This window comes from Streptomyces geranii (assembly GCF_002954775.1).
GTDB lineage: Bacteria > Actinomycetota > Actinomycetes > Streptomycetales > Streptomycetaceae > Streptomyces > Streptomyces geranii.
The window spans coordinates 91,011-116,850 of record NZ_PJME01000030.1 but is presented as its reverse complement, the minus strand read 5'-3'; the positions used below and the strand labels follow the sequence as shown (position 1 = coordinate 116,850).

Annotated in this window: 17 protein-coding genes; 8 read left to right on the top strand and 9 right to left on the bottom strand. The window is 71.5% G+C overall.

What is annotated here, in order from left to right; translation table 11 throughout:
- Positions 1 to 212: 212 nt before the first annotated feature.
- From CW359_RS29270 to CW359_RS29255, 4 genes are all read left to right on the top strand, one after another.
- Positions 213 to 2,456, top strand: a complete 2,244-nt coding sequence (locus CW359_RS29270; RefSeq protein WP_105973178.1) for a glycoside hydrolase family 9 protein — start codon at positions 213 to 215, stop codon at positions 2,454 to 2,456.
- 91 nt (positions 2,457 to 2,547) lie between these two features.
- Positions 2,548 to 2,796, top strand: a complete 249-nt coding sequence (locus tag CW359_RS29265) for a hypothetical protein (protein ID WP_105973177.1) — start codon at positions 2,548 to 2,550, stop codon at positions 2,794 to 2,796.
- Between the two features lie 3 nt (positions 2,797 to 2,799).
- Complete coding sequence (locus CW359_RS29260) at positions 2,800 to 3,177, top strand: toxin Doc (protein WP_053745133.1); 378 nt, start codon at positions 2,800 to 2,802, stop codon at positions 3,175 to 3,177.
- Between the two features lie 451 nt (positions 3,178 to 3,628).
- A complete protein-coding gene (locus CW359_RS29255) occupies positions 3,629 to 5,278 on the top strand; it encodes an RICIN domain-containing protein (RefSeq protein WP_105973176.1) in 1,650 nt (549 codons plus the stop codon).
- Between the two features lie 276 nt (positions 5,279 to 5,554).
- On the opposite strand, the gene CW359_RS29250 is transcribed toward CW359_RS29255, so the two are convergent.
- Positions 5,555 to 7,159 carry a purine-cytosine permease family protein gene (locus CW359_RS29250; protein WP_198655427.1) on the bottom strand — a complete coding sequence of 535 codons (1,605 nt, stop codon included), beginning with the start codon at positions 7,157 to 7,159 and terminating at the stop codon, positions 5,555 to 5,557.
- A 495-nt stretch (positions 7,160 to 7,654) separates the two neighbouring features.
- On the opposite strand from CW359_RS29250, the gene CW359_RS29245 reads away from it, so the two are divergent.
- Positions 7,655 to 8,089, top strand: a complete 435-nt coding sequence (locus CW359_RS29245; protein WP_105973174.1) for a protease inhibitor — start codon at positions 7,655 to 7,657, stop codon at positions 8,087 to 8,089.
- Positions 8,090 to 8,296: 207 nt separating this feature from the next.
- Here the strand turns inward: CW359_RS29245 and CW359_RS29240 are convergent, their stop codons facing one another.
- From CW359_RS29240 to CW359_RS29230, 3 genes are all read right to left on the bottom strand, one after another.
- On the bottom strand, positions 8,297 to 8,710 hold the full coding sequence (locus CW359_RS29240; RefSeq protein WP_105973173.1) for an STAS domain-containing protein: 414 nt from the start codon (positions 8,708 to 8,710) through the stop codon (positions 8,297 to 8,299).
- A 149-nt stretch (positions 8,711 to 8,859) separates the two neighbouring features.
- Positions 8,860 to 9,354, bottom strand: a complete 495-nt coding sequence (locus CW359_RS29235) for a methyltransferase family protein (protein WP_105973172.1) — start codon at positions 9,352 to 9,354, stop codon at positions 8,860 to 8,862.
- A 96-nt stretch (positions 9,355 to 9,450) separates the two neighbouring features.
- Positions 9,451 to 10,962 (bottom strand): MFS transporter, encoded by a 1,512-nt coding sequence (locus CW359_RS29230; RefSeq protein WP_105973171.1) that lies wholly within the window; start codon positions 10,960 to 10,962, stop codon positions 9,451 to 9,453.
- Positions 10,963 to 11,143: 181 nt separating this feature from the next.
- Between CW359_RS29230 and CW359_RS29225 the strand changes: the two genes are divergently transcribed.
- Positions 11,144 to 11,992 (top strand): alpha/beta fold hydrolase, encoded by an 849-nt coding sequence (locus CW359_RS29225; protein WP_105973170.1) that lies wholly within the window; start codon positions 11,144 to 11,146, stop codon positions 11,990 to 11,992.
- Positions 11,993 to 11,999: 7 nt separating this feature from the next.
- On the opposite strand, the gene CW359_RS29220 is transcribed toward CW359_RS29225, so the two are convergent.
- The 4 genes from CW359_RS29220 to CW359_RS29205 form a co-directional block, all read right to left on the bottom strand.
- A complete protein-coding gene (locus CW359_RS29220; RefSeq protein ID WP_105973169.1) occupies positions 12,000 to 14,837 on the bottom strand; it encodes an NHLP bacteriocin export ABC transporter permease/ATPase subunit in 2,838 nt (945 codons plus the stop codon).
- Position 14,838: 1 nt separating this feature from the next.
- A complete protein-coding gene (locus CW359_RS29215; RefSeq protein ID WP_105973168.1) occupies positions 14,839 to 17,064 on the bottom strand; it encodes an NHLP family bacteriocin export ABC transporter peptidase/permease/ATPase subunit in 2,226 nt (741 codons plus the stop codon).
- Positions 17,061 to 17,867, bottom strand: a complete 807-nt coding sequence (locus CW359_RS29210; RefSeq protein WP_105973167.1) for an HlyD family efflux transporter periplasmic adaptor subunit — start codon at positions 17,865 to 17,867, stop codon at positions 17,061 to 17,063. Before CW359_RS29210 ends, CW359_RS29215 begins: the two co-directional genes overlap by 4 nt.
- A gap of 116 nt (positions 17,868 to 17,983) precedes the next feature.
- The gene (locus tag CW359_RS29205; RefSeq protein WP_105973166.1) at positions 17,984 to 18,202 is read right to left on the bottom strand and encodes a type A2 lantipeptide; all 219 of its coding nucleotides are present in this window, start codon (positions 18,200 to 18,202) and stop codon (positions 17,984 to 17,986) included.
- A 931-nt stretch (positions 18,203 to 19,133) separates the two neighbouring features.
- Here CW359_RS29205 and CW359_RS29200 point away from each other — a divergent pair.
- A complete protein-coding gene (locus CW359_RS29200) occupies positions 19,134 to 20,516 on the top strand; it encodes a S1 family peptidase (RefSeq protein WP_198655426.1) in 1,383 nt (460 codons plus the stop codon).
- A 436-nt stretch (positions 20,517 to 20,952) separates the two neighbouring features.
- Here the strand turns inward: CW359_RS29200 and CW359_RS29195 are convergent, their stop codons facing one another.
- Positions 20,953 to 23,094 (bottom strand): PP2C family protein-serine/threonine phosphatase, encoded by a 2,142-nt coding sequence (locus tag CW359_RS29195; protein ID WP_105973165.1) that lies wholly within the window; start codon positions 23,092 to 23,094, stop codon positions 20,953 to 20,955.
- Between the two features lie 197 nt (positions 23,095 to 23,291).
- Between CW359_RS29195 and CW359_RS29190 the strand changes: the two genes are divergently transcribed.
- Positions 23,292 to 25,784 carry a SpoIIE family protein phosphatase gene (locus CW359_RS29190; protein WP_105973164.1) on the top strand — a complete coding sequence of 831 codons (2,493 nt, stop codon included), beginning with the start codon at positions 23,292 to 23,294 and terminating at the stop codon, positions 25,782 to 25,784.
- Positions 25,785 to 25,840 lie beyond the last annotated feature (56 nt).

Sequence of the window (25,840 nt, the reverse complement as noted above, 5' to 3'; positions counted from 1 at the left end):
CGCCCCCCCCCCCCCCCCCCCCGCCCCGGCGCCCCCCCCCAACGCGGGGGTCCGGGGGCGGCAGCCCCCATGGATGGGAACGGGTAGGGGCGGCGGGGGCGAAAAACCCGTTCGGAGCGTTGACGACTCCTTCAACCTCCCACAGCATGGGCCACGTCCACCCCTGGGAGCGCTCCCATCGCCACCAAGCCCCCCACCCGAGGAGCCCACACGTGAAACGACGCAGAACCACCCTGCTCTCCCTCACCGCCCTCCTCACAGCAACCCTCACCACCCTCCCCTCCACCCCCGCAGGCGCAGCCGAGACCGAACAGCTCAAGAACGGCACCTTCGACACCACCACCGCCCCCTGGTGGACGACCAGCAACGTCACCGCCGGCCTCACCGACGGCGCCCTCTGCGCCGACATCCCCGGCGGCACAGCCAACCGCTGGGACGCCGCCATCGGCCAGAACGACCTCACCCTCGTCAAGGGCGAGTCGTACCGCTTCGCCTTCAAGGCCACCGGCACTCCCGCCGGACACGTCGTCCGGGCGATCGTCGGGCTGTCCGTGTCCCCCTACGACACCTACTTCGAGGTCAGCCCGCAGCTGAGCGTCTCCGGCGACTCCTATACCTACACATTCACCGCCCCCACCGACACCACCCAGGGCCAGGTCGGCTTCCAACTCGGCGGCAGCGCCGACCCCTTCCGGTTCTGCATGGACGACGTGTCCCTGCTGGGCGGGGTGCCACCCGAGGTGTACGAGCCCGACACGGGTCCCCGGGTGCGGGTCAACCAGGTCGCCTATCTCCCCGCAGGACCGAAGAACGCCACACTGGTCACCGACTCCACCCAGCCTCTGCCCTGGCAGCTGAAGAGGGCTGACGGGACGACCGTCGCCCACGGCAGGACCGTACCGCGCGGCACCGACGTCTCCTCCGGGCAGAACGTCCACTCGATCGACTTCGGCGCCTACCGCAAACGCGCCACCGGCCTCACCCTGGTCGCCGACGGCGAGACGAGCCGCCCCTTCGACGTCGACGCGAGCGCCTACGACCGGCTGCGGCTGGACTCGCTGAAGTACTACTACACCCAGCGCAGCGGCATCGAGATCCGCGACGACCTGCGCCCCGGCTACGCCCGCCCCGCCGGCCATGTCGACGTGGCACCCAACCAGGGCGACAGCAACGTGCCCTGCCAGCCCGGCGTCTGCGACTACACCCTCGACGTCACCGGCGGCTGGTACGACGCCGGCGACCACGGCAAGTACGTCGTCAACGGCGGCATCTCCACCTGGGAGCTGCTGAGCACGTACGAACGCGCCCTCCACGCCCGCACCGGGCAGCGGGACGCGCTCGGTGACGGCACGCTCGCCATCCCGGAGAGCGGCAACAAGGTGCCGGACGTCCTCGACGAGGCCCGCTGGGAGCTGGAGTTCCTGCTGAGGATGCAGGTGCCGGACGGGCAGCCGCTGGCCGGCATGGCGCACCACAAGATGCACGACGAGCAGTGGACCGGACTCCCGCTGCTGCCCAGCGCCGACCCGCAGAAACGCGAACTGCACCCGCCGACCACCGAGGCCACCCTCAACCTCGCGGCCACGGCGGCCCAGGCGGCCAGGCTGTACCGGCCCTACGACCGTACGTTCGCCGCACACGCCCTCGCGGTCGCCCGCAAGGCCTGGACGGCGGCCCTGGCGAACCCCGCGATCCACCCCGACCCGAACGACGGCACCGGCGGCGGCGCCTACCCCGACACCGACGCCCGGGACGAGTTCTACTGGGCGGCGGCCGAGCTGTACCTCACCACCGGCGAGAAGGCGTTCGAGCGGCACATCCTCGACTCGCCGATCCACACCGCCGACATCTTCGGCCCCCTCGGCTTCGACTGGGCCAGAACCGCAGCGGCCGGCCGCCTCGACCTCGCGACCGTCCCGAACCGGCTCCCCGGCCGGGACAAGGTCCGCCAGTCGGTGCTGAAGGGCGCCGACCGCTATCTGACGACCCTGGCGGCACAGCCGTACGGCATGCCCTACGCCCCCGACGCCAACCTCTACGACTGGGGCTCCAACGCCCAGATCCTCAACAACGCCGTCGTCGTCGCCACCGCGTACGACATCTCCGGCGCCTCGAAGTACCGTGACGGCGCGCTCCAGAGCATGGACTACGTCCTCGGCCGCAACGCGCTCAACATCTCGTACGTGACGGGCTACGGCGAGGTCAACTCCCATCAGCAGCACAGCCGTTGGTACGCCAAGCAGCTCGACCCCAGCCTGCCCAGCCCGCCGGACGGCACGGTAGCCGGAGGCCCCAACTCCAGCATTCAGGACCCCTACGCACAGAGCAAACTGCAGGGCTGCGTCGGCCAGTTCTGCTACATCGACGACATCCAGTCCTGGTCGACGAACGAACACACGATCAACTGGAACGCCGCCCTGGCCCGGATGGCGTCCTTCGTCGCCGACCAGGGATAGCCGGGCCTGGCCCAGCCCCCTCGGTACCACCGGCACACCCGCCTGACCTGGGGATATTTACGGGTAAGTACCGGCGCGGTACCGTGGGGGCATGCCAGCTCTGAATGTGGAGTTCAGCGACCGCGAGCTAGAGGACCTGCGGCAGATCGCCAAGGAACGCGGTACATCGATGAAGGCGCTCGTGCGCGAGGCGGCGGCGGCCGACATCGCCCGGCACCGGGCACTGCAGGAGGGCGCGGAGGAATTCCGGCGCTTCTTCGCGGCCCACGCCGACGAGTTCGCCGCCGCGTTCCCCGAGGACGAACCGGTCGCGCCGGCTCGTCAGGGGCAGGTCGCCTGACCGATGGCTCCCGTCATCCATATCGACGTGCCGTGGCTCCTCCAGCGCCACGAGGAGGTCCTCCCGGACCAGCCCACGGTCAACGACTTCTCCGCCCTGGTCGCCGCCGTGGCCCGGCACCGGGTCGACCCGCCGCGCCTCGGCGTGGACTCCGACCCCGCCTGGCGGGCCGCCGCCCTGCTGCACACCCTCGCCCTGCTCAAGCCGCTGCCCTCGGCCAACGCCCGCTTCGCCTGTGCCACCGCGGTGGCGTACATGTTCGTCAGCGATGTCGGCATAGACCCGCCCTACGGGGCTCTGGTCGACCTCGCCCGCGACCTGATCTCGGGCAAGACCGACGTCTACGGCGCGGCCGACCGCCTGCGCTCCTGGCAGATCTGAGCAGCGCGGCCGGGCCCGCCCTCGGGGCCGCCGACCGAGGGCGGGAGGAACGGGGCCGGCGGCCGTTTCGCGCGGAAGTGCCGCCGTCCCGCGCGTGGCCTCCGAGGAAGGGCCGGGTTCCAGTGGACTACACCGTCGCGCACGCCGGGAGCGTGCGCGACGCACCGGCGCGTGCGTCGGGTTCACACGGGGCGCGGGAAAAGACCCGAAAGATGTCGCCGACTTTCCTTCGCTGACTTCCCTTCAAGAAATGGATGTTGCTCAAGTGCCTTGTTGGCCGTGAGTGACTTGTGCAAAGGTGAACTACCTATGCAGGGGGAATGGCCGGACCGGGGGCGGGGGGACACAAAGCCGCCGGTCCGCGCGCGGATTCGTCCGGGCCGTTTCCCGGAAGGTCTGTGAGTCATCCGCAGGTCTGTGAGTCATCCGCGTGTGGGAAGGAAACCGCTCAGTGCCCACCCCCCACCCTCCTCGTCCGTCCTACCCCCCGTACTCCGGTGGGGTTCCGGGGGAATCGGACGAGAGTCTCGCCGCCCAGCTCAGAAGCAGGCCGGAGGGCGAGACCGGCCCCGCCGTCGCCCTGCTGACCGCGCGGCACTGGCAGGCGACCCACGAGTACGCGGTCATCTGCCTCGCCACCTCGGCCCAGGCCGCCTCCATGGTCACCGCCGCCGCCTTCCACCAGGTCCTGGAGCGGGTGATGCGGGCCGAGTCGGCCGTGGCACTGCGCCCCCGTTTCCTCGTCGCCGTCCGCGACACCGTCCGGGGCTGGGCCGCCGACGACCGCATATCCGATGTGCTGCCCGATCTGCGGAAACCGGCGGGCGGTCGCGGTATGCGCGCGGCGAAGTCCATGACGCCGGAAAACCGCAAGCTCGCGGAACGTTCCTTCCAGTCCCTTCCCGGACTCGCGCAGTGTCTGCTGTGGCACGTCGAGGTGGAAGCCGATCCGATGAATGTCCCCGCCGTTCTTCTTGGCATGGACACGGATACGGCGGCGGCCTCTTTGGAACAGGCCCGCGAACAATTCCGCGAGGGCTGTGTACGCGCCCACCGGGAACTCGCGCCGTCCAAGGACTGCCGGTTCTACAACCGGCTTCTCGACATTCCCATCCGGCGCGGCGGCGCACTGCTGCCCGATGTGCAGCAGCATCTGATGGAGTGCCGCTACTGCCGTTACGCCGCCGAGCAGTTGAGCCATTTCGAGGGGAGCCTGGGCACGCTCCTCGCGGAGGCGGTGCTCGGCTGGGGCGCCCGTCGCTATCTCGACTCGCGCCCGTCGCGCAGCCAGGGGGGTACGCGGGTACGGGGGCATGCGCGGCACGGCGGCAAAGGCGGGGGCATCGCCGTCGGCCGGGGGCGCCTGCTGTCCCGGATTCCGTCCCAGCGCGGCTCGGTCCCCGGCGGGGTCCGGAACAGACGGACCCTGTTCACCAGCGTGGGCCTCGCCTCTGCGGTGGTCCTCGCGGTCGTCCTGGGCAGCGGGCTGTGGCCGAAGGACGGCAGCGGCGCCGACCCGGCCGCCTCCTCCAGCGCGACCGGCGGACGCGCCCCGGTACCCGACGCCTCGCCGACTCCGCCCGCAGTGTCCTCCTCACCGCCCGGCACGGGCAGCAACCCGACCGCCGCCCGGCAGACCCGGCTGCGCAATGTCACCGCCGACCTGTGCCTCGACATCCGGGGCGGAAAGGCGGTAGCCGGCGCCACCACGAGGCTGGCGTCCTGCTCGACGGCGTGGACCCAGCTGTGGACGTACGAGGACGACGGGCTGTTGCGCAGTGTCGCCAACCCCGACCTGTGCCTGGACTCGCACGCGGACGCGGGCGTCGTGATCCTCGGCCGCTGCGCGGCGGCGTCCACGTCACGGGCGGACGACGTCCGCTACGACCTCACCGTGCGGGGCGAGTTGCTGCCCCGCTGGGAGGAAGGCCTGGCGGTGGCTCCGGCGTCCGACGATCCGGACACGGATGTGGTGGTGAAGGTGCGGAACGGCTCGGCGGAGCAGCGCTGGCTGACGGATGTGGTGACGGCGAGTCCTGGTTCGCTGTCGATAGGGGGGCCGCGGGGGAAGGCGGCACAGGTGGAGGCGGCCCCGAGGTAGGGCGGGCTCGGGTGCCCGAACAACCTTTCCTCGCCCCCGCCGCCCCTACCCGTTCCCATCCCTGGGGGCTGCCGCCCCAGACCCCCCGCTTGTCCTCAAACGCCGGACGGGCTGAAAAACCAAGCGCCGGCCGCCACCATCTGCAGCCCAGGCCGGCACCCCTCAGCCCGTCCGGCGCTTGAGGACGAGCGCGTTCAGCGCGATAGCGGGGGTTCGGGGGCGGAGCCCCCGAGGATGGGACGGGTAGGGGCGGCGGGGGCGAGGAAAGGTCTGGGCTCAGTTGCTCTCGGTGGTGAGCGCCGGAGACGGTAGATCGTCACCGCCTGCCTCTGCCTCTGCCCCCGGGCCCGTCACCGGCGGCACCGGGACCTCGACCGTCCGCGCCAGCCGTGCCCCCTCCGGGCCGTACACCGCCCGAGGTTCCGGGAACACCCGCAGCAGCGTCAGGAACAGGACCGCCGACACCGCCAGGGACAGCGGCAGGCTGATGTCGATGCCGTTCGCCAGGTCCCCCAGCGGGCCGACGAACTGACCGGGGATGTTGGTGAAGAGCACGCCGATCACCGCGGCGACCCACCACGCGGTCATGCCCCGCCAGTTCCAGCCGTGCGCGAACCAGTAACGGCCGCCCCGCTGACGCCGGTTGAAGACCTGGAGGGCGTCCGGGTCGTACCAGCCGCGCCGGGTGTAGAAGCCCAGGATCATCACCACCATCCACGGCGTCGTGCACGTGATGATCATCGTGGCGAACGTCGAGATGGACCGCACGAGGTCGAACCCGAACCGGCCCACGAAGATGAACGCGATCGACAGCACACCGACCAGCACGGTTGCCCGGACCCGCGACAGCCGGGGGAACACCGACGAGAAGTCGAGGCCGGTCCCGTACAGCGACGTGGTGCCTGTCGACATGCCGCCGATCAGTGCCAGCAGGCACACCGGCAGGAAGAACCAGCCGGGGGAGATGGCCAGCAGACCGCCCACGAAGTCCGGTGCGGCCGGATCGACGTAGTCGGGGGCCTTCGTCGCGATGATGCTCGCCGTCGCCAGGCCGAACACGAACGGCAGCAGCGTCGCGACCTGCGACAGGAACGCCGCCCCGATCACCCTGCGGCGCGGGGTGTCCGCCGGGATGTAGCGCGACCAGTCGCCCAGGAACGCCCCGAACGACACCGGGTTGGAGAGGACTATCAGCGCGGCGCCGATGAAGGACGGCCAGAACAGGTCCTGCGTCGCCGCGTCCGCCGAGTCGGTGAAGACACCGGCGTACGACGGGTCGAAGTCACCGGCGAACGCGACCGCGCCGACCAGGAACAGCACCGTCGCCGACAGCACCGCGATCTTGTTGACGAACAACATGAACCGGAACCCGTACACGCACACCGCCAGCACCAGACCGGCGAAGAGCGCGTAGGCGACGCCGTACGACACATCGCCGCGCGGCAGGCCGAACAGCCGGTGGGCGCCGCCGACCAGGGCGTCGCCGGAGCTCCACACCGAGATGGAGAAGAAGGCGACAGCGGTGAGGAGGGAGAGGAAGGAGCCCACCACTCGGCCGTGGACGCCCAGGTGGGCGGAGGACGAGACCGCGTTGTTCGTGCCGTTGACCGGGCCGAAGACCGCCATCGGGCAGAGGATCAGCGCGCCCGCGACCACCCCGAGGAGCGTGGCGGCGAGGCCCTGCCAGAAGGAGAGGCCGAACAGGATGGGGAAGGCGCCGAGGACACAGGTGGAGAAGGTGTTGGCGCCGCCGAACGCGACCCGGAACAGGTCGAGCGGGGTCGCGGTGCGGTCCGCGTCGGGAATGCGTTCGACGCCGTGCGTCTCGACCTCGGTGAGGGCCGGCGGCGCGGGGGACGGGGGCGGTGGTGAGGACGGCAAGGGGGGCTCCAGCGGGGGATCGGCGGTGGAGCGCGTTGTGGCGCGGGCGGGCGGGGAGGCCTGCCGTCGCCGCTGGGTGTGCGGCGGAGGCGCATGGCGTCCATGGGTGGTCTGCCGACCGTAGGGGGCCTGGTCGGGGTCGCGCCAGGGGATGTTTCATCCATCTTCCGGGGCCTTCATGGATGGATGTGCCAGGGGGGTGGCAGTCGAATCGGAATGTTTCAGGCCGATTAAAAACACCGGTGAATCCGGCCAGTCGGTCGCCCCGGGCGATCAACGGGCGCCCAGTTACGGGCTTCAGGCGTTCGAGTCGCGTAACTTCACGCCACTGATTCAATACGCAAGGTTACCGAAATGCATGGGGTCGAGATGAGTTTCGGCGCCGGACTCGGCAGACTCACGCTCGCCGATCCGGCCCGACCGGCTGGGATCGAGCACCCATGCGGACCGTTGGACCTTCGATTCGCATTCGAACTGAGCGGAAGGATGCACACAATGCCGAACACCGCGCGCTGGGCAGCGACCCTTACCATGACGGCCACCGCCGTCTGCGGCCCCCTCGCCGGGGCCGCCGTCGCCGCCCCGGGCCCCACCCTCTCCGGGCTCTACGCCCCCTCGGCCCTGGTGCTCACCGTGGGCCACGGCGAGGCCTCGGCGGCCGTCACCCCCGAGCGTGCCGTCACCCTGACCTGTGCGCCGACGGCCTCGGGCACGCACCCGGCCGCCACCGAGGCCTGCGCCGAACTCCGGGCCGCCGGCGGGGACCTCGACGTCCTCGCGGCGAGAGACGACGTGAAGTGCACCAAGCAGTACGACCCGGTGGTCGTCACCGTCGAGGGCGTGTGGCGCGGCCAGCGGGTCGCCTACGAGCGGACTTTCGCGAACGAGTGCGTGAAGAGCACCTACGGGACAGCTCTCTTCACGTTCTAGGGACCGGGGTCGCGCGCCTCCGTGAGCATCGCAGGTCGCTCGCGGATGGGGAGTGCGGAACCTGTGTCGCGGGGTGCCGCGCGATCTCGTAGCGGGGCCGGTCGGTGGTGTGGGGCCGCCGACCGGCCCTTGGCATGTGGAACATCTGGAATATCTGGAACATCTGGAATCTGTGGAACGTGCGGAAAAGGGGAGGGTGGCCGCGGATCACTCCTCGGGGATCCGGGGGAGGGGCGGGAAGCGGTGCAGCAGGCCCGACGCGCGCAGCAGGCGGTGGAGGCGGGGAGTGTCCGAGACCAGGCGCAGGCGTCCGCCGCGCTCGCGGGCCCGGCTTTCCGCCCGGCACAGTTCGCGCAGGCCCGAGCAGTCGAAGAAACCGACCCCGCGGAGGTCGACCAGGACGTCCGGGTCGGGGCGCGAGGTCGCGGCGTCCAGCTGCTCGGCGAGGAAGCCCGCGGTCGCCAGGTCGATCTCGCCGGAGACCTCGACGACGGTGAACGGTCCGCGCCTGCGCGTACGGGCATACGGATTGGCCGTCGGCGGCGCGGCTCCGGACGAGTCCGGGTCGGAGTCCGTGCGCTCGGGCGGCCCGGGGATACGGTCGTCGGCTTCCGGCGTCATGGCTGCTCCACCTCTGCAGGGGGCGCATTCGATCTCGGAAACTACCCCGGCGGAGCCGTGACCATCCCTGATGCGCCGCCCGCAAGATCTGGTTCACTCGACAAGGTGAATTACGGCCACAACGGTTGACGTTTCCGTGTGGCGTGCACTCACTCGCCCTGCCAGGGGCGCGGTCGCGGCCACCAGCCCGGTACCGACCGCCGGTAACCCTCGTACTCGGCACCGAACCTGTCGGCCAGCGCCGGCTCCTCGTACCAGCGCGCGAACGCCCACATCAGCAGGCCGGCGCAGGCGCCGTACGTGAACAGGACCGGCCGGGCGAGCAGCAGCGCCTGCCCCACGACGACGGCCACGACAGCCACGTACATCGGGTTGCGTACGTAGCGGTAGAGGCCGCCGACGACCAGGTGCTCGGTGGGGGCGACCGGGGCCGGGGTGCCCAGGCCCTCGGTGGCGAAGCGGACGAAGGCCGACAGCAGGACGGCCGTGCCCGCCGCGAGCGGGAGCAGGCCGAGCAGGCGCAGGGGCGGCCACCAGTCACCCGTATGCCAGCCCGTCAGCCACCACGGCACCAGGATCGCCACGGTGCCGGGGGCGAGTGCGAGGAAGAGTGAACTGCCCAGGGCCGCCGCCGGTTTGCGCATCCCTTCACCATGGCAGCGCGGCGCGTGTCGCGACAGCCGAGAGGGGCCGCCGTCTCCCTGAAGACGGCGGCCCCTCGGCCTGGGGAACCCGGTGGGTCACATGTGGACGACCGGTGCGGCGTTCTCGTCCTGGGCGGGGACGCCCGGGCGGTAGAGGAAGAAGGTGATCAGGGCGCCCGCGGCGAAGAAGCCGGCCGACCACCAGAAGGCGGTGGTGTAGCTCTCGATCGTCGACTGGGCCTGGACCAGCTTGTCGCTCGCGTTGCGGCCGGCCAGGTAGTTGGTCGCGGCGCTCGCGGCCAGCGTGCTCAGCAGCGCCGTACCGATCGAACCGCCCACCTGCTGCATCGTGTTGACCGTCGCGGAGGCCACGCCCGCGTCCTCGGCGCCGATTCCGCTGGTCGCCAGCTGCATCGCGGGCGGCATGATCACGCCCATGCCCAGGCCGATCACGATGAGCTGCGGCAGGACGGCGGTGCTGAAGGACGAGCCGACGTCGATGCCGGTCAGCCAGACCATGCCGGCCGCGCCGAGGGCGAAGCCCAGCGGGATGATGATCTTGGGGCCGAAGCGGGGCACGAGCTTGGTGGTGGACACCTGGGCCGCGACCATCAGGGCGGCCATCATCGGCATGAAGGCCAGGCCGGTCCTGGTCGGGCTGAAGCCGAGGTTGAGCTGCAGGTAGTAGGTGAGGAAGAGGAAGACGCCGAACATCGCCGCGCCGGAGATGAGCACCGTGAAGAAGGAGGCGGCGCGGTCACGGTCGAGCAGGACGCGCATCGGCAGCAGCGGGTGCTCGGCGCGGGTCTGCCACCAGGCGAAGGCGGCGAGGAGCAGGCCGCCCGCGATCAGGAAGCCCCAGGTCTGCGGCGAACTCCAGTCGTGGCTCTCGGCGTTGGAGAAGCCGTAGACCAGCGAGAAGAGACCGCCGGAGACCAGCAGGGTGCCCGGGAGGTCGATCCTGGAGCCGGCGGCGTCGCGGTGGTTGCCGAGCAGGATCCAGCCGCCCGCGAAGGCGACCACGGCGAAGACCAGGTTGACGTAGAGCGTCCAGCGCCAGTCGAGCGCGTCGGTCAGCAGACCGCCGAGGAGCAGGCCCACCGCGCCGCCGGCGCCGGCGATGGCGCCGTACACGCTGAACGCGCGGGCCTTCTCGCGCACATCGGTGAAGGTCGTGTTGAGGAGGGAGAGTGCGGCGGGCGCGAGCAGCGCGCCGAAGACACCCTGGAGGGCACGGGCGACGACGAGCATCTCGAAGCTGTTCGCGGCGCCGCCGAGGACTGAGGCGCCGGCGAATCCGGCGACGCCGATGAGGAAGGCGGGCTTGCGGCCGAACAGGTCGGCGATCCGGCCGCCGAGCAGCAGCAGGGAGGCGAAGGCCAGGGCGTACGCGGTGACGATCCACTGCCGATTGCCGTCGGAGAAGCCGAGGTCGGCCTGGGCGGACGGGAGGGCGATGTTCACGATGGTGGCGTCGAGGACGACCATCAGCTGCGCGATCCCGATGATCGCGAGGATCCACCACCGCCTCGCGTTCGGCGCGGCGGATCCCTTGTCCGTGTCGTTCGCGGCGCCCTTCGGGGCGCCTTCGGTCAGGGACTGGGACATCTGAGCACACTCCAGGGAAGGTCGCTCGTGAAGCGGAGACTCTCGGAAACTGACGGGGTCGAGGGGTTACGAATACGTAAACGAAACGGTTTCGTACTCTCGACTCGTCGAGACTAGACCACTTTCATCGAAACGGCAAAGTATCGATACGAAGAAGTGTCGTTAAGGAGGTCGTACGGACGTGCGCAGCGGCAGGCTGGCGGTCGACGGGGCCGAGCTGTACTACGAGGTACGCGGGGTCGGCCCGGCCCTGCTGATGATCAGCGGCGCCGGGGGAGACGCCGGTTACTACTCCGGGATCGCCGAGGGCCTCGCGGACGCGTTCACGGTGATCACCTACGACCGGCGCGGCAACTCGCGCAGCACGGGCGGCGGGGGCGCCCCCGTGGAGCTGGCCCGGCAGGCGGCCGATGCCCACGCGCTCGCCGTCGCACTCGCGGGCGGCCGGGCGCTGGTCTTCGGCAACAGCGCCGGTGCGATCATCGGCCTGACACTGGCCGCCCTGCACCCGGAGTGCCTGGTGGGCCTCATCGCCCACGAACCACCCGCCGTGAACGTCCTCCCGGACGACGACCCGGGGCGCGACTTCTTCACCGACGTGGCCGCCCGCTACCGGACGGGCGGCGCCCCGGCGGCGGGCCGCCGCTTCGGCGAGACGACACGCGGCGAGGGCTCCTACCGCTGGCCCCCCGACCTGTGGAAACGCTTCCTGGCCAACGCCGACCACCTCTTCGCCCACGAATGGCCGGCCTTCGCCGCCTTCCACCCCGACGAGACGGCACTGCGATCGGCCCCCTTCCCCATCGTCCTGGGCGCGGGCGCGGACGACCGGGGCACGTACTACGCCCGCCCGTCGATCGAGATCGCCCGCAGGACCGGCGCGGCCTGGGTGGAGTTCCCCGGCATCCACATGGAGTTCCTCCGCCACCCGACCCGCTTCGCGGCGGCGGTACGGGTTCTGGCGACCCAGATGTACGCGGGTGACGGCCGGGTGCCGGGGCTGTGGCGGGGCGCACCGGAGGCACCCTGACGGCTTCCTACGCCAGCTGCCGCCGCACCAGCTCGTGCAGCCGTCCGCCCGTGTCCGCCAGCAACTGCGCGGGTGGGCCCTGCTGGGCGACCTTGCCGTCCTCCATGACGATCACCCGGTCCGCGTCCAGGACCGTCGAGAGGCGGTGGGCGATCACTATGCGGGTGGCGTTCAGGGCGCGGGTGCTCTCGATGACGGTGCGCTGGGTCTCGTTGTCCAGGGCGCTGGTCGCCTCGTCGAAGAAGAGGATGCGTGGCCTGCGGATCAGGGCCTGCGCGATCATCAGGCGCTGGCGCTGGCCGCCCGAGATCGCTCCGCTGCCCTGGACGATGGTGTGCAGCCCCATCGGCATCCGCTGGATGTCCTCGGCGAGGCCCGCCATCGCGGCGGCGGCCATCGCCTCCTCCGGGGTGTAGGGCTCCGTACCGCAGATGACGTCCAGGATCGAGCCCGTCATCGGCTGCGCGTGCTGGAGTACCACGCCGCATTGGCGTCGTACGGCGGACTGGTCGAGGGCGCCCAGGTCCTGGCCGTCGTACAGGACGCTGCCCGAGACCGGTTTGTCGAAGCCGATCAGCAGGCGCAGCAGGGTCGACTTGCCGCAGCCGCTGGGGCCGACGATCGCCACGAACTCGCCCGCTTTCACCTGGAAGGACACGTCGTCCAGGACGAGCGGGCCGTCGTCCGCGTAGCGGAAGGCGAGGCGGCGGGCCTCGATCGCGCCGGTCAGTACGCCGGGGCGGGTGCTCGCGACGCGTACCTCCGGGGTCGCCTCCAGGACCGGCTTGATCTCCTCGTACAGGGGGAGTGCCGCCACCCCGGACACGAAGGCGCCGGTCAGCTGGGTGACCGACGTCAGGAGCATCGTCACCGAGGTGTTGAAGGTGAGGAAGGCCGCCGCCGACATCTCTCCGCGTGCCGGGCCCGCGAGCAGCATGAACATCAGCAGCGTGCAGATGGGGAGATAGACCGCGCCCAGCACCGTCGTGAGGTTCTTGATGCGGCCGACCTTCTGCTGCAGCTCCCGACTGCGCGCGAACTCGCCCGCCCAGGCCGCGTACGCGTAGTTCTCGGCCGCCGCTACCCGCAGCTTGGGCAGCCCGCGCAGGGTCTGGAAGGCCTGGTTGTTCAGCTTGTTGGAGAGGACGAGCAGGCGTCGCTGCCAGCGGACCTGCCAGAGGCCAAGTCCCAGGAACACAGCGGCAATCACCACCAGCATGCCGATCGCCGCCAGCGCCATCGGGACGCTGTACCAGAGCAGCAGGCCCAGATTCATCGCCGCGACCGTCACCGACTGCGTGACCACCGGGGCAACTCCCGCAAGCAGCTTGCGGATCGCGCTGATACCCATCGCCGCGCTCGCCAGCTCACCCGTCGAGCGCTCGGTGAAGAACTTCGTCGGCAGCCGCAACAGCCGGTCCCAGACGGCCGGTTGGAGCGTCGCCTCGATCCGGCCCTCCATCCTCAGGAGGGTGAGGTTCTGCAGCAGCATGAAGGCCGCCGCCACCACACTGCTGATCATCACCGCCAGACAGAACTGCACGATGAGTGTGGTCTGCGCCTTCGGTACGAACTCGCCCAGCACCTTGCCGGTGGCCACCGGTACGAGCGCGCCGATGGCGATCGTCACCAGCGTGCTCAGCAGCAGGTTCACCACGTCGCCCCGGCTGCCGCCCATGCTGAACCGCAGCAGCCGCAGCGGACTCATCCCGCGTTCGGGCAGCGGCCGGTAGAACATCACCGCCCGCTCCTCGAACTCGGCCGCGTTCGCCTTCTCCACCGGGGTCTCGCGCCCCGACGACGGCTGTACGGCCACATAGCCGCCGCGCCGCCACAGCAGCGCGACCGGCGTGCCCGACAGGCTCCGGTGGCCGATCAGCGGGCCGACGTCGTCGTGCCACCAGCGGCCGTCGAGCCGTACGGCCCGGGTGCGGACCCGGGACGCGAGCGCGATCCGTTCGACCGGGTCGAGCCGGTCGCTCTCGGTGCCGCTCTGGGCCGGTTCGGCGAGGGTGATGTTCGCCGCCTCGGCGACCAACTTGCAGGCCGCGTAGGTCGCGTCCGCGTCGGCGGCGGTCGCGCGCTTCCCCGACGACTGCTTGCCGATCGACGCCAGCAGCGTCCGGTCGGCCTGGGCACGAACCGCCTCGCCCGCCTTGATACCGGCCGCCGTACGGGTCTCGTGGCGGCGCTCCAACTGCTCGATCCACCGGTCGAGGGTGCCGAGCAGCCGGTGCTGCTGGTCGACCATGCCCTGCCAGACCCCGGGGTCCATCAGCAGATCGGCGGCGGCCTCGGCGCCGTACAGCGAGCCGTACTGCACGCTGCCCGGCGGGACCTGCATCCAGAACACGTCGTCGTCGGTCGGGGCGGCGGCCCGTTCCGATGCCATCGGCGCCTGGAAGAGGATCGACAGTCCGCGTCCGACGCCCAGGGCGAGGGCGTACTCCAGCGGGCTGGTCGCCGGGGGCACGTACTGGGCGTTGCCGTACTCGTCGTACGACCAGGTCTGCGTCTCCGGCTGTTGGTACAGCTCGCGCAGGTTGATGCGGTGCACCGCGCAGTCGCGCACCGGGCGGGCGACCAGGGTGTGTTCGGGGCCGGTGACCGGGCCGAGCAGCAGCGCGCCCGCCTCCAGGCGGCCGATGTGGTGCCACTGGCCCTGCTCCACGGCGTCCACCGCGTACAGGTCGAGCGCGCCGGACGCGACCAGCCACAGCACCTGCGGGCCTTCGAGGTCGAGCCGGGTCTGCCCGGACAGGTCGTAACGCGTCCCCATCTGCCCGAGCGCGCCCAGGACGACATCGCCCCCGGAGACGTCGGAGACTTCGGACACGGTCGTCATCTCAACGCTCCCTGACCAGCTCGGCGTACGCCCCACCGGCCGCCAACAGGGCGTCGTGGCGCCCGCGTTCCACGATCGTGCCGTGCTGGAGCACCACGATCTCGTCGCTGTCGCGGACCGTGGAGAGCCGGTGGGCGATCACCACACAGGCGCAGCCGCGCTTGCGCAGGTTGTCGATCACTGTCTGCTCGGTCTCCGCGTCCAGCGCGCTGGTCACCTCGTCGAGGACGAGAATGCTCGGGTCGCGCACCAACGCCCGCGCGATCTCCAGCCGTTGACGCTGCCCGCCGGAGAAGTTCCGCCCGTCCTGCTCGACCCGGCTGTGGATACCGCCGGGCCGACGCGTGATCACGTCGTACAGCGCCGCGTCCTCCAGCGCCGCCACCACCGACTCGTCCGGGATCGACGGGTCCCACAGCGCCACGTTGTCCCGGACGCTGCCCTCGAACAGGAACACGTCCTGGTCGACGAAGGAGACCGACGCTGCCAGCGCGCCGCGGGGAATGTCGTCCAGACGCTGTCCGTCGATCCGGATCACGCCCTCCCAGGGGGCGTACAGCCCCGAAATCAGCCTGGACACAGTCGACTTGCCGCTCCCCGAACCGCCGACCAGCGCCACCTGCTGCCCCGGACCGACGGTCAGGTCGAAGCCGGAGAGGAGCGGCTTGTCGAGGGGGCTGTAGCCGAAGGTGATGTTCTGCAGCTCGACGTGGCCGTGCAGTCGGCGCGTCGAATCGCCACCCCCACCCGGGCGGTTGTACAGCGGGTCCGCCTGGAAGTTCTCGACATCCTTCAGCCGGGCCACGTCCGCCGCGAAGTCCTGGATGCGGCCCGCTACCCCGTTCAGCCGGGTCAGCGGCGCCGTGAACCGCACGACCAGGGCCTGGAACGCCACCAGCAGACCCACGGACAAGTGCCCCTCGACCGCCCGCATCCCGCCGATCCACAGGATCAGCGCGCTGTTCAGCGTCGCCAGCGTCGGCGCGACCACACCCAGCCAGGCACTCGGCACCCCGAGCCGTTGCTGCTCCTCCAGCGTGGTCGCGTGCTGCCCGGCCCACTTGCGGAAGTAGCCCTCCTCGCCGCCGGTCGCCTTCATCGTCTCGATCAACTGGAGCCCGGAATAAGCGGTGTTGGTCAACCGGGCGTTGTCCGCCCGGAGTTTGGCGGTACGGGTCGCCCGCAGCCGGATCACCACCCGCATCGCCACGATGTTCAGCAGCGCCACGCCGATGCCGACCGCCGTCAACTGCGGGTCGTACGTATAGAGGAGCACCGCGTACAGCACGACGACGACCGCGTCGACGCCCGCCGCCGAGAGGTCGCGGGCCAGGGTCTCGGACACCGAGTCGTTCGACTGGAGGCGCTGGACCAGGTCGGCCGGGCTGCGCTGGGAGAAGAAGGTGACCGGGAGGCGGAGGAGATGGCGCAGGAAGCGGGCGCTGCTCAGGGTCGAGGAGATGATGCGGCCGTGCAGCAGGTTCGCCTGCTGCAGCCAGGTCAGGACGAGCGTCAGCGCCACGCACGCGCCCATCGACGCGAACAGCACCTCCAGCATCGAGGTCTGGCCGCCGATGAGGAAGGTGTCGATGTAGGTGCGGCTGAGCGCGGGCATCGCGGCGCCCACCGCCACCAGCAGCAGGCTCGCCAGGATCGCGGCGGGCATCGTGCCCGAAGTGCCGCGCAGGCGGGCCGGCATGGCGCCCAGGACGCCAGGCTTGCGTCCGCCGCGCTCGAAGTCGGGGCCCGGTTCCATGACGAGGACGACACCGGTGAAACTGGAGTCGAAGTCCTCCATCGGCACGAACCGGCGGCCCTTGCCCGGGTCGTTGATGTACACGCCTCGTCGGCCGAGGCGGCGGCCCATGCCGTCCAGGACGACGTAGTGGTTGAACTCCCAGAAGAGGATCGCGGGCGCGTTCACCTCGGCGAGCGCGGCCGTGTCCATCTGCATGCCCTTGGCCGTCAGACCGTAACTCCGGGCCGCTTTAAGGAGGTTGCTGGCCCGAGAGCCGTCCCGGGAGACACCGCAGGCGATGCGCAGCTCTTCGAGCGGGATGTGCCGCCCGTAGTGCCCGAGGACCATGGCGAGCGAGGCCGCGCCGCACTCCACCGCCTCCATCTGGAGGACGGTCGGCGTGCGCACGGACCTGCCGCTGCCCTTGGGGACCGTGCGCCGGGGCGGGGCCGAGCGGCGCCTGGCCCGGGAGTTCGGTGCGGGGCTCACGGCAGCAGCCAATCGAGGGGACGTTGGTCGGCCAGCCGGATCGAGCCCGAGGCCAGGGTCATGGAGGTGAGCGCGAACGGCGGTCCCTCGGCGGAGGACCACTGGTAACCGCTCTTCGTGGCCGCCGACTTGTCCAGCCTCACCAGGACGGCGACCGGCCGCCCCTTCTTGGTGAACTGCTCGCCCAACTGGCTGTCCCCGAGGAACGCGCCGATCTGCTGCTGCGTCTGGGGAGCCCGGTCCACCGACTTCACATGGCCCCGCAGCACCCCGTACTGCTGGGTCGGTGCCGTCTGGACGGTCAGGTCGACGGCCGCGTTCGCGGGAATCGTGGCGGCGTTCTCGGCCGGGACGTACACCGTCGCGTACAGCGGATCGCTCGCGCGGGCGACCTTCTCCACGGCCGCGATGTTCGTGCCCGTACCGATGATCTGGCCGATCGTCGCGGCGAGCGCGGTGAGCCGGCCCGCGGCGACCGAGCGGACGACGGTGTCGCCGGAGGCCGTACGGACCTTGAGTACAGGGGAGTTGGCGGGCAGCCGGGCGCCTTCCTCGGCGAGGACCGCGGTGATCTGGCCTGAGACGGGGCTCTGCAGGACGTAACTGCCCTCCCCGTGCGTGAGGATGGCGGGCGCGCTCACCGTGGAGGAGACGGAACCGGTGACCGCCCACACCGACGCGGCGGCCATCACGACGACGGTGACCGAGAGGACCAGCCAGCCCTGCGGGCGCGCGAAACGCACCGGGAGGTCCAGTTCCTCGGGCGACTGGAGCTTGGCGAGGGCCTGTTGGCGGAACTGCACGGGCATTCCTCACCTGTGTGAGAAGACCGGCCCGGACCGGGGCCGGTGGGTTTGTGGCAACCGAGAGTCCCGGAACCGGGGGAGTGGTTCCGGGACTCAGCGGCACAAGGCGTCGATCAGAGACCGGCGACCAGGCCGGTGACCGCACCGGTGTGCAGGCCGGTGAGGCCCTCGACGGTGCCGACGACCGAGCCGACCAGCGGGAGCGCGGCGGGGGCAACGCTGTCCACCAGGCCCGTGACGGTGCCGACGGCGTTCAGGGACAGACCGCCGGAGACGGCGTCGAGAGCGGAGTCCGACAGCTCGGCGGTCTCGACCTGGGGGGTGGAGTTCATGATGGAACTTCCCTTCGTATGGGTATTTCAAGGGGGGAGAGCGGCCCCCTCTGGGGACAGATGACGGCCGCGACCGCAGGGCCGGACCAGGCCCGTTTCCGGAACCTGTGCGGCCCCTGCGATGCGATGGATCAAAGCACGCCCGCACAGCGCGCTTCCAATCAACCAAGGCCCTCACCAGGGCACTTGAGCCCAACGGGCCACACACCGTGAGGGTGTGCGCACGCCTTGGTGGCCACTTCTTCACAGTCCGCACGGCTTCGGTGCACCACGGCTCTTGCGGCCGGGCGCACGCGTCGGTCACGGGTGCGCGACGGAATCGGACAGTCCGCCACCAAAGGCGTGGCGTGTAACGAGCGGATGTGCAGGACCGTCGTATGCGGTGACCTGACTGAGTATTCGATGTGCAGATTCCCTGAAGCGGGGATTCGTATCGGTTTGACCGACGCAGCGCCATGAGGCGATCACGAGGCGTGTCTTCCTGTGTTCCCGCTGTGGTACGGGCCGCCGCGGGGGAGCGACTTGTTCAGGACATCGGATTCGGGCATCCGGCATCGGATCGCCGCGCGCCGCCCCGGCGGCCCCGGACGGCGCCCGGGCGGCCTGCCACCCACTCCGGCGGACCGCTCCGACCAGGGAAGTCACGGCGGTGCGCAAGGCCCGCCGGACCCGGCGGACGGAGTCCTCGGGGAGTGGGGCCGATGGAAAGGATCTTGTCTGTTTCGGTGGGCGTCATCGGGATATGGGTGGTTGTTCCCGGCGGCCTTCGGTCAGGCCCTGGCAATGGCCGATTCGCTGTTTCGCAAAGGGAGTTGGCAAACACGTTTGAACGCCCCACGTGAACCGTGCGTACCTACAGCCATCCAGGCGCCCCAGTCGGTCGCCGAGAACGAACGGCGGCTAAGACCCCGCCCCGCAGGAGGTCAAGAAGTTGAGTCACAAGCGAGTTCCGAAGCGTAAGGCCGCGATAGCGGTGGGCAGTGTCGCGGCGATCGGTGCGGCGGCTCTGCTGCTCCCCAACGCCATGGCGTCCCAGACCGACGCTGCGGACGGCGCGGCTCCGAAGACCCTCAAGGCGACGGCTGCCTCGGATCTCGCCTCGCAGTTGGAGGAACTGCTCGGGGACGCCTTCGCGGGCTCCTACTACGACGCCGACAAGCAGCAGCTGATCATCAACGTCGTCGAGGTCGAGGGTGACAACAACAACGTCATCATCCAGGCCCAGAAGGCCGGCGCCGCCGTCCGTGAGGTCGAGAACAGCATCGCCGAGCTGAAGGCCGGCGCGCAGACGCTGAAGGCCGAGGCGACCATCCCGGGCACCGCCTGGTCCGTCGACCCCCGCACCAACAAGATCCAGGTCCTCGCCGACAGCACGGTGACCGGCACCAACTGGGACACCATCGAGTCGACCGTCCAGAGCCTCGGCGCGGGCATGGCGACCATCAAGAAGAGCGCGGGCACCTTCAAGCCCCTCGCCGTGGAGGGCGGCGACGCCATCTTCGGCGGCGGCGCCCGCTGCTCCCTCGGCTTCAACGTCGTGACCGGCGACGGCACGCCCGGCTTCCTGACCGCCGGCCACTGCGGTGTCGCCGCGGCCGAGTGGTCCGAGGAGGAGGGCGGCGCCCCGGTCGGCACGGTCGAGGCGGCCACCTTCCCGGGTGACGGAGACTTCGCACTCGTGAAGTACGACGACCCGGCGACCGTCGCCGCCAGCACCGTCGACGTCGGCGGCGGCCAGACCGTCGACATCCTCCAGGCCGCCGACGCGGAGGTCGGCCAGCAGGTCTTCCGCATGGGCTCCACGACCGGCCTCAACGACGGCCAGGTCACCGGCCTCGACGCCACCGTGAACTACCCCGAGGGCACCGTCACCGGCCTCATCCAGACCAACGTCTGCGCGGAGCCCGGCGACAGCGGCGGCTCGCTGTTCACCCAGGACGGCAGCGCGATCGGCCTGACCTCCGGCGGCAGCGGCGACTGCACGGTCGGCGGCGAGACCTTCTTCCAGCCGGTCACCACCGCCCTGGAGGCCGTGGGCGCGACCCTCGGCGCGGCCGACGCGGGCGCCGGAGCCGGCGATGAGGCCGGCGCGGGCGAGGAAGCCGGTGCGGGCGAGGAAGCCGGTGCCGGTGAGGAGGCGGGCGCGGGCGAGGAGGTCGGCGTCGGTGAAGAGGCCGGTGCGGGCGAGGAAGCCGGCGCGGGCGAAGAGGCCGGACTCGGTGAAGAGGTCGGCGGCGACGAGCTGGGCGGCGTCGACGACCAGGCCACCGAGGGCGTGGACGACGGCATCGGCCAGGAGAACCAGGACCACTGACCGGCCACACCAGTAGCACCGGCCGTCAGTGACAACGGTCCGGCCCTCCGGCGGGAGGGCCGGACCGTTCTGCGTATGCCTCCGGCGGTTCGACGGAGGCACCTCGTGGCGTACCTGCGCGTGGCACCGACCGCACGGCCGTGCACGACAGACACCTCACGCGCCGCCCACCCACAGCGGCTGTCGATTCCGGGCGAGCCCTCGATGCACGTGGGCGTGGACACCCCGAGCCTCGGCCCTGTCCGGCCGGGCGCCCCTGAATCACAGGCGTGGGCGTCTATCCAGCAGGGCGGCGGCACCCCACCGGGCGAGCCCTTGGCGCAGGTGCGCGGACACCCCGGGTCCCGGCCCGTAGGCACGGGAGTGCGCGCCCCTCCCGGGAGGCAGCCCTCGCACCACGCCCTGGCCCTTCGGCACGGGCACCCCCCCAGAACCGTCAGCCCTCCGCCCGTGCCCTCAGCAGCAGCAACGCGATGTCGTCCGCCCGGGCCGTCACCCCGGCGCCGAACTCGACCAGTCCGTCCGCCAGTTCGTCCAGTGGGCGGTCGCCCGTCTCGGCCAGCAGGTGGGCCAGGGCGGTCAGGGTCTCGTCGATGTCGATGCCGGGAGACTCGATCAGGCCGTCCGTGTACAGGGCCAGGACCGAGCCCGGGGGCAGTTCGATCTCCGTCGTCGGATACGTGGCCGAGGCGTCGATCCCCAGCAGGGGGCCGCCGGCCAGGTCCAGCACCCGTACCCGCCCGTCCGGGGCTCTCAGGAGCGGCTGAGGATGCCCCGCGCGGGCCAGGACGACCCGGCCGGAACCCGGGTCCAGGCGCAGGTACAGGCAGCTGGCGAAGAGTTCCGTGCCCAGGTCGATCAACAGGCGGTTGGTGCTCCTCATGACCTCCTCCGGTGCCTGGCCCACGGTCGTGTACGCCCGTACGGCCGTACGGATCTGCCCCATCAGCGCCGCCGCCGTCACGTTGTGCCCCTGGACGTCCCCGATCACCGCCGAGGCCCGGCCGTGCGAGGTCACCAGGTCGTAGAAGTCGCCGCCGATGTCCATGCCCTGGGTGGCGGGCAGATAGCGGGCCGCGGCCTCGATGCCGGGCAGGGACGGCAGGGAGCTGGGCAGCAGGGCGGCCTGGAGGCCGTGGGCGACCCGGTGCTTCGCGTCGTACAGCAGGGCCCGTTCCATGGCCTGGGCGATCAGGCCGCCGAGGCTGGTCAGGACGGCGCGCTCGTCGGCGGGGAAGGTGTGCCGTTCGGCGTAGCCCAGCACGCACGTGCCCACCGGGCGGCCGGACGCGATCAGCGGGAGGAACGCCCAGGCCGCCATCGGACCCGGCACCTCCCGCACCGCCGGATACAGCCGCTCCAACTGCTCCCGCGACTCGAAGAACGCGGGCACACCCGTGGTGAGGACCTGGGTGCCCGGGGTCTGCCCGGTCAGCGGCAGCCCGTCGAACTGCTCCACGAGCCGCGCGTCCGCGTATCCCCGGTGTCCCACCACCCGCATCCGCCCGCCCCGCGAGCCCAGCATCACCAGGGTCTGGCAGCCCACCGCCGGCATGATCTCGTCCGCGACCAGCTGGACCACGTCCTGGACACCCGCCGCCTCGGTCAGCGCTCCCGCGAGCGACAGCACCTGCGAGATCGTGACCAGGCTCGAAGGACCGCCCGGCCGCCGCCCCGCCCGGTCCAGCTCGGCCACCGCCCGCGCCCTGGTGATCCGGACGCTCAGCCCCGTCGTGCTCGGATACAGCCGGAACGACAGCCAGTCCCCGGGCGGGCACAGCGCCACGAACGACGTGACGTGCTGGCTGAACAGCGCGGCGCGGTAGCGGTCCTCGTACACCGGATCGTTCAGCCACGGCACCGACCCCCACAGGTGGCCGCCGAGCAGTCCGCCCGCCGGCACCCCCAGCAGCTCCGAGGCGGCTGCGTTCACGAAACCGACCCGCCCGTGCAGATCGAGCGAGCACAGCCCGAACGGCAGCCGCGCCACCATCCGGGCCGCCTCGACCGTGCCGAGGGTGTCGGCCACCGGTGCCCCCGGCAGCGCGGCCAGCAGATCCGCCTCGGGCCGCAGCGTACGGTGCTCGGCCGCCGCCCGCTCCAGCCGCAGCGCCAGCCGGTCGCAGGCCGAGGTGAGCTGCTCCCGCTCCCGGTCGGACAGCTCCGGCGGATGCGAACCGGGCCAGGTCACGAAGACCGCTCCGTACAGCGTCGACTCGGTCGCCACCGGCATGGCCGCCAGCGCGAAGGGGTAAGGCAGCACCACCGCGACCCGGGGATACCGGCGGGCCATGTCCTCCTCGCCGCCCACCCACACCAGCCGCCGCTCGCGCGACGCCTGGGCGACCGGCACCGGCGAGCCGATCCCGACCCGCTCCCAGGGCGCGGCGAAGGCCCGGGGCAGCCCCGCCATGACGGCCATCTCCAGCACCGACCCGCCGGGCGCCAGCAGATACACGCCGCCCGCGTGGGCGTGGACGTCGTCCATCATCCCGGCCAGCGCCAGCGACAGCAGGGGCCGGCCGAACACCGCGGAGCCGCCGGCGCCCGGGCGTCCGGGGAACTGCGCATCACCCATCCGGACCACCTCCTCACCGGACCCGGGCCCTCCCGGCTCAAGGCTCCCTCCACACGACCGACGGCGCACGGCGAAGCCCCCGACGCCACGGCACCGGCTTTTTCTCGCCCCCGCTGTGGCCCGCCCGGGTGCCGACTGGGCCGATCGGTGTCGTCGGAGCGGCACAGGGGCTGCGCCGGAGGCAGATACGCGCTGTAATGACGAACGTGGTAGGTGAGGGCGCCGCCGGGCGCGGATCGAGAACGCTGCGTGCCGAACTTGTCCTCAAAACGCTCACCGTCGACCTCGACCCGCGCGAACGCCTACGCCGCGTCCTCGAACAGACGCTCGTCTTCGCGGGCGCGACCGTCGCCGCCGTGTACACCCCGGGCGACGGCGGCGAGCTGCTCTGTCTCGTCGAGTCCGCCGGCGTGCCCCGCACGCTGTACGGGCTGCGCGACAGCTACCCCGTGACCGGCGGCTCGCCCGCCGCCGACGCCCACCGCGCAGGCCGCCCGCTCTGGCTCGGCCCCGACGAACTCGCCGACTGCGCCGAGTCCCGCCGGATGCCCGCCGGTGACGTCCACCTCGCCGCCCTGCCCGTGCGCGCCGGCGCGGCGGTCGGTGACGGTGGCTGTCTGCTCGCCGTGACGGAGAGTCCCGGCGGCTTCGACGACGACGCCCGGGACTGTCTGACCCTGCTCGCCGACGCCGTCGCCTGGCCCGCCCCGACCCTGGCCGGAGACCTCGGCGAACTCCCCGCCAACGCCTTCAGCCTCGCCATGGACACCGGCCGCGTCGAGGTCGGCGACGAACTCCTCGAACTGTTCGCGCTCGACCGGACCGCCTTCGACGGAAAAGTCGAGACGCTGCTCGGGCTCACCGTGCCCGAGGACCTGCCCTCCCTGATGTCCGTCGTCGAGGCCGACCACATGTCCATCGGCGACCGCGAGCTGGAGTTCCGGGTGCTCCAGCCCGCAGGACCGCCCCGGTGGCTGCGGCTGCGCGGTCGGCTCGTCACCGGCGGGGAGGGCAGGCCCGCCCGGCTCGTGGGCACCGTCGGCGACGCCTCCACCCTGCGTTCCGGCGTCACCGACGTGGCCCGCGTCCAGCGCCTCGCCGCCGCCCTCGCCACCGCCGGGACCGTCCGGGACGTCAGCCAGGCCGTCGTCACCGCGCTGCGCGAGCCGCTGCGGGCCGACCGGATCGCCCTCGCCGAGCTGGAGAACGACCGGCTCGTCGTCACCGTCCTCGACCCGCCCGAACCCGAGGCCTGGCCCGAGTCGTGGCGCCTGGAATGGCGCTCGGAGTGGCCCGAGTCGCCCGTCCGCTCCATGCCCACCCTGGCCGCCGCCCTGCGCGAGGGCCGCGCCGCGATCTGGCCCGCGGGCACCGAGATGGAACCCGCGCTCGACGGCGTCGGCCCCGGCGGACTCGCCGTACTGCCGCTGCCCGCGGGCGGCCGGATGGCCGGGCTCTGCCTGATCGGCTGGGACAGCCCGCACGAGTTCGGCACCGACGAACGCGCCCTGCTCACCGCAGCCGCAGGCCTCGCGGGCCAGGCCCTCACCCGCGCCCACGCCTTCGACGCCGAACACGAACTCGTCGGCATGCTCCAGCGCTCCCTGCTGCCCCGCCGTCTGCCCAAACTGCCGGGCGGGGTGGCCGAGGCCCGCTACCTCCCGACCACCGAGGGCCTGGAGGTCGGCGGCGACTGGTACGACGTGATCCCGCTGCCCGACAACCACGTCGCCCTCGTCATCGGCGACGTCCAGGGCCACAACGCCAGCGCCGCCACCCTCATGGGCCAGATGCGCACCGCCCTGCGCGCCTACGCCGTCGAGGGCCACCCGCCCGACGTCGTCGTCTCCCTCTCCAACCGGCTCCTCGCCGACATGGAGACGGACCTCTTCGCCACCTGCTGCTATGTCGAGGTCGACATGGAGGAGGGCACCGCCTGGTACGTCCGTGCGGGCCACCTCCCTCCGGTCGTCCGCCACCCCGACGGCACCACCGAGGTCGTCGAGTCCGACGTAGGCCCGCCGCTCGGTGTGCTGCCCCGGGCCGACTTCCCCATGAGCATGCTGCGCCTCCAGCCCGGCACCCTGCTCGCCCTCACCACCGACGGTCTCGTCGAGTCCGCGGAGACCGACGTCGAGGACGGCCTCAACGCCCTCGCGGCCGACCTCGCCGCCGCCGACCCCGTCCACCTCGGCCTGGTCGCCGACGCCCTCCTCGCGGGCGCCAACCGCAACGACGACGTGGCCCTGCTCCTGCTCCGCTACGACGGCATGGAGAAACGGCCCCTGCGCGAGAGCTGGACGGTGTGGCGGGTGCCCGAGGCGGTCCGGCACGCCCGCCGCTTCACCCGGCGCACCCTGCGCGCGTGGAGCCTGTCCGGCGAGGCAGGGGGCCAGGAGAACATCCAGGAGGGCATGGACACGGTGCTCCTGGTCGTCTCCGAACTGGTCACCAACGCCCTCGTGCACACCGACGGGCAGGTCCGCCTGGACCTCACCCTCTTCAACGGCAGGCTGCGCGTCGCCGTCGCCGACAACTCGCCCCGCACCCCGATCCGGCCCACGAACCTCGGCTGGGAGGCCACCGGCGGCCGGGGCATGCTCCTGGTCGAGGCCATGTCGGCGACCTGGGGAACCGTCCCGGTCAGCGGCGGCAAACAGGTGTGGAGCGAGATCCCTCTGGAGTCCTGACGGGCACCCGCTCCGGTCACCCTGAGGCACCGGATATTACGTCCCGGCGAATCGCG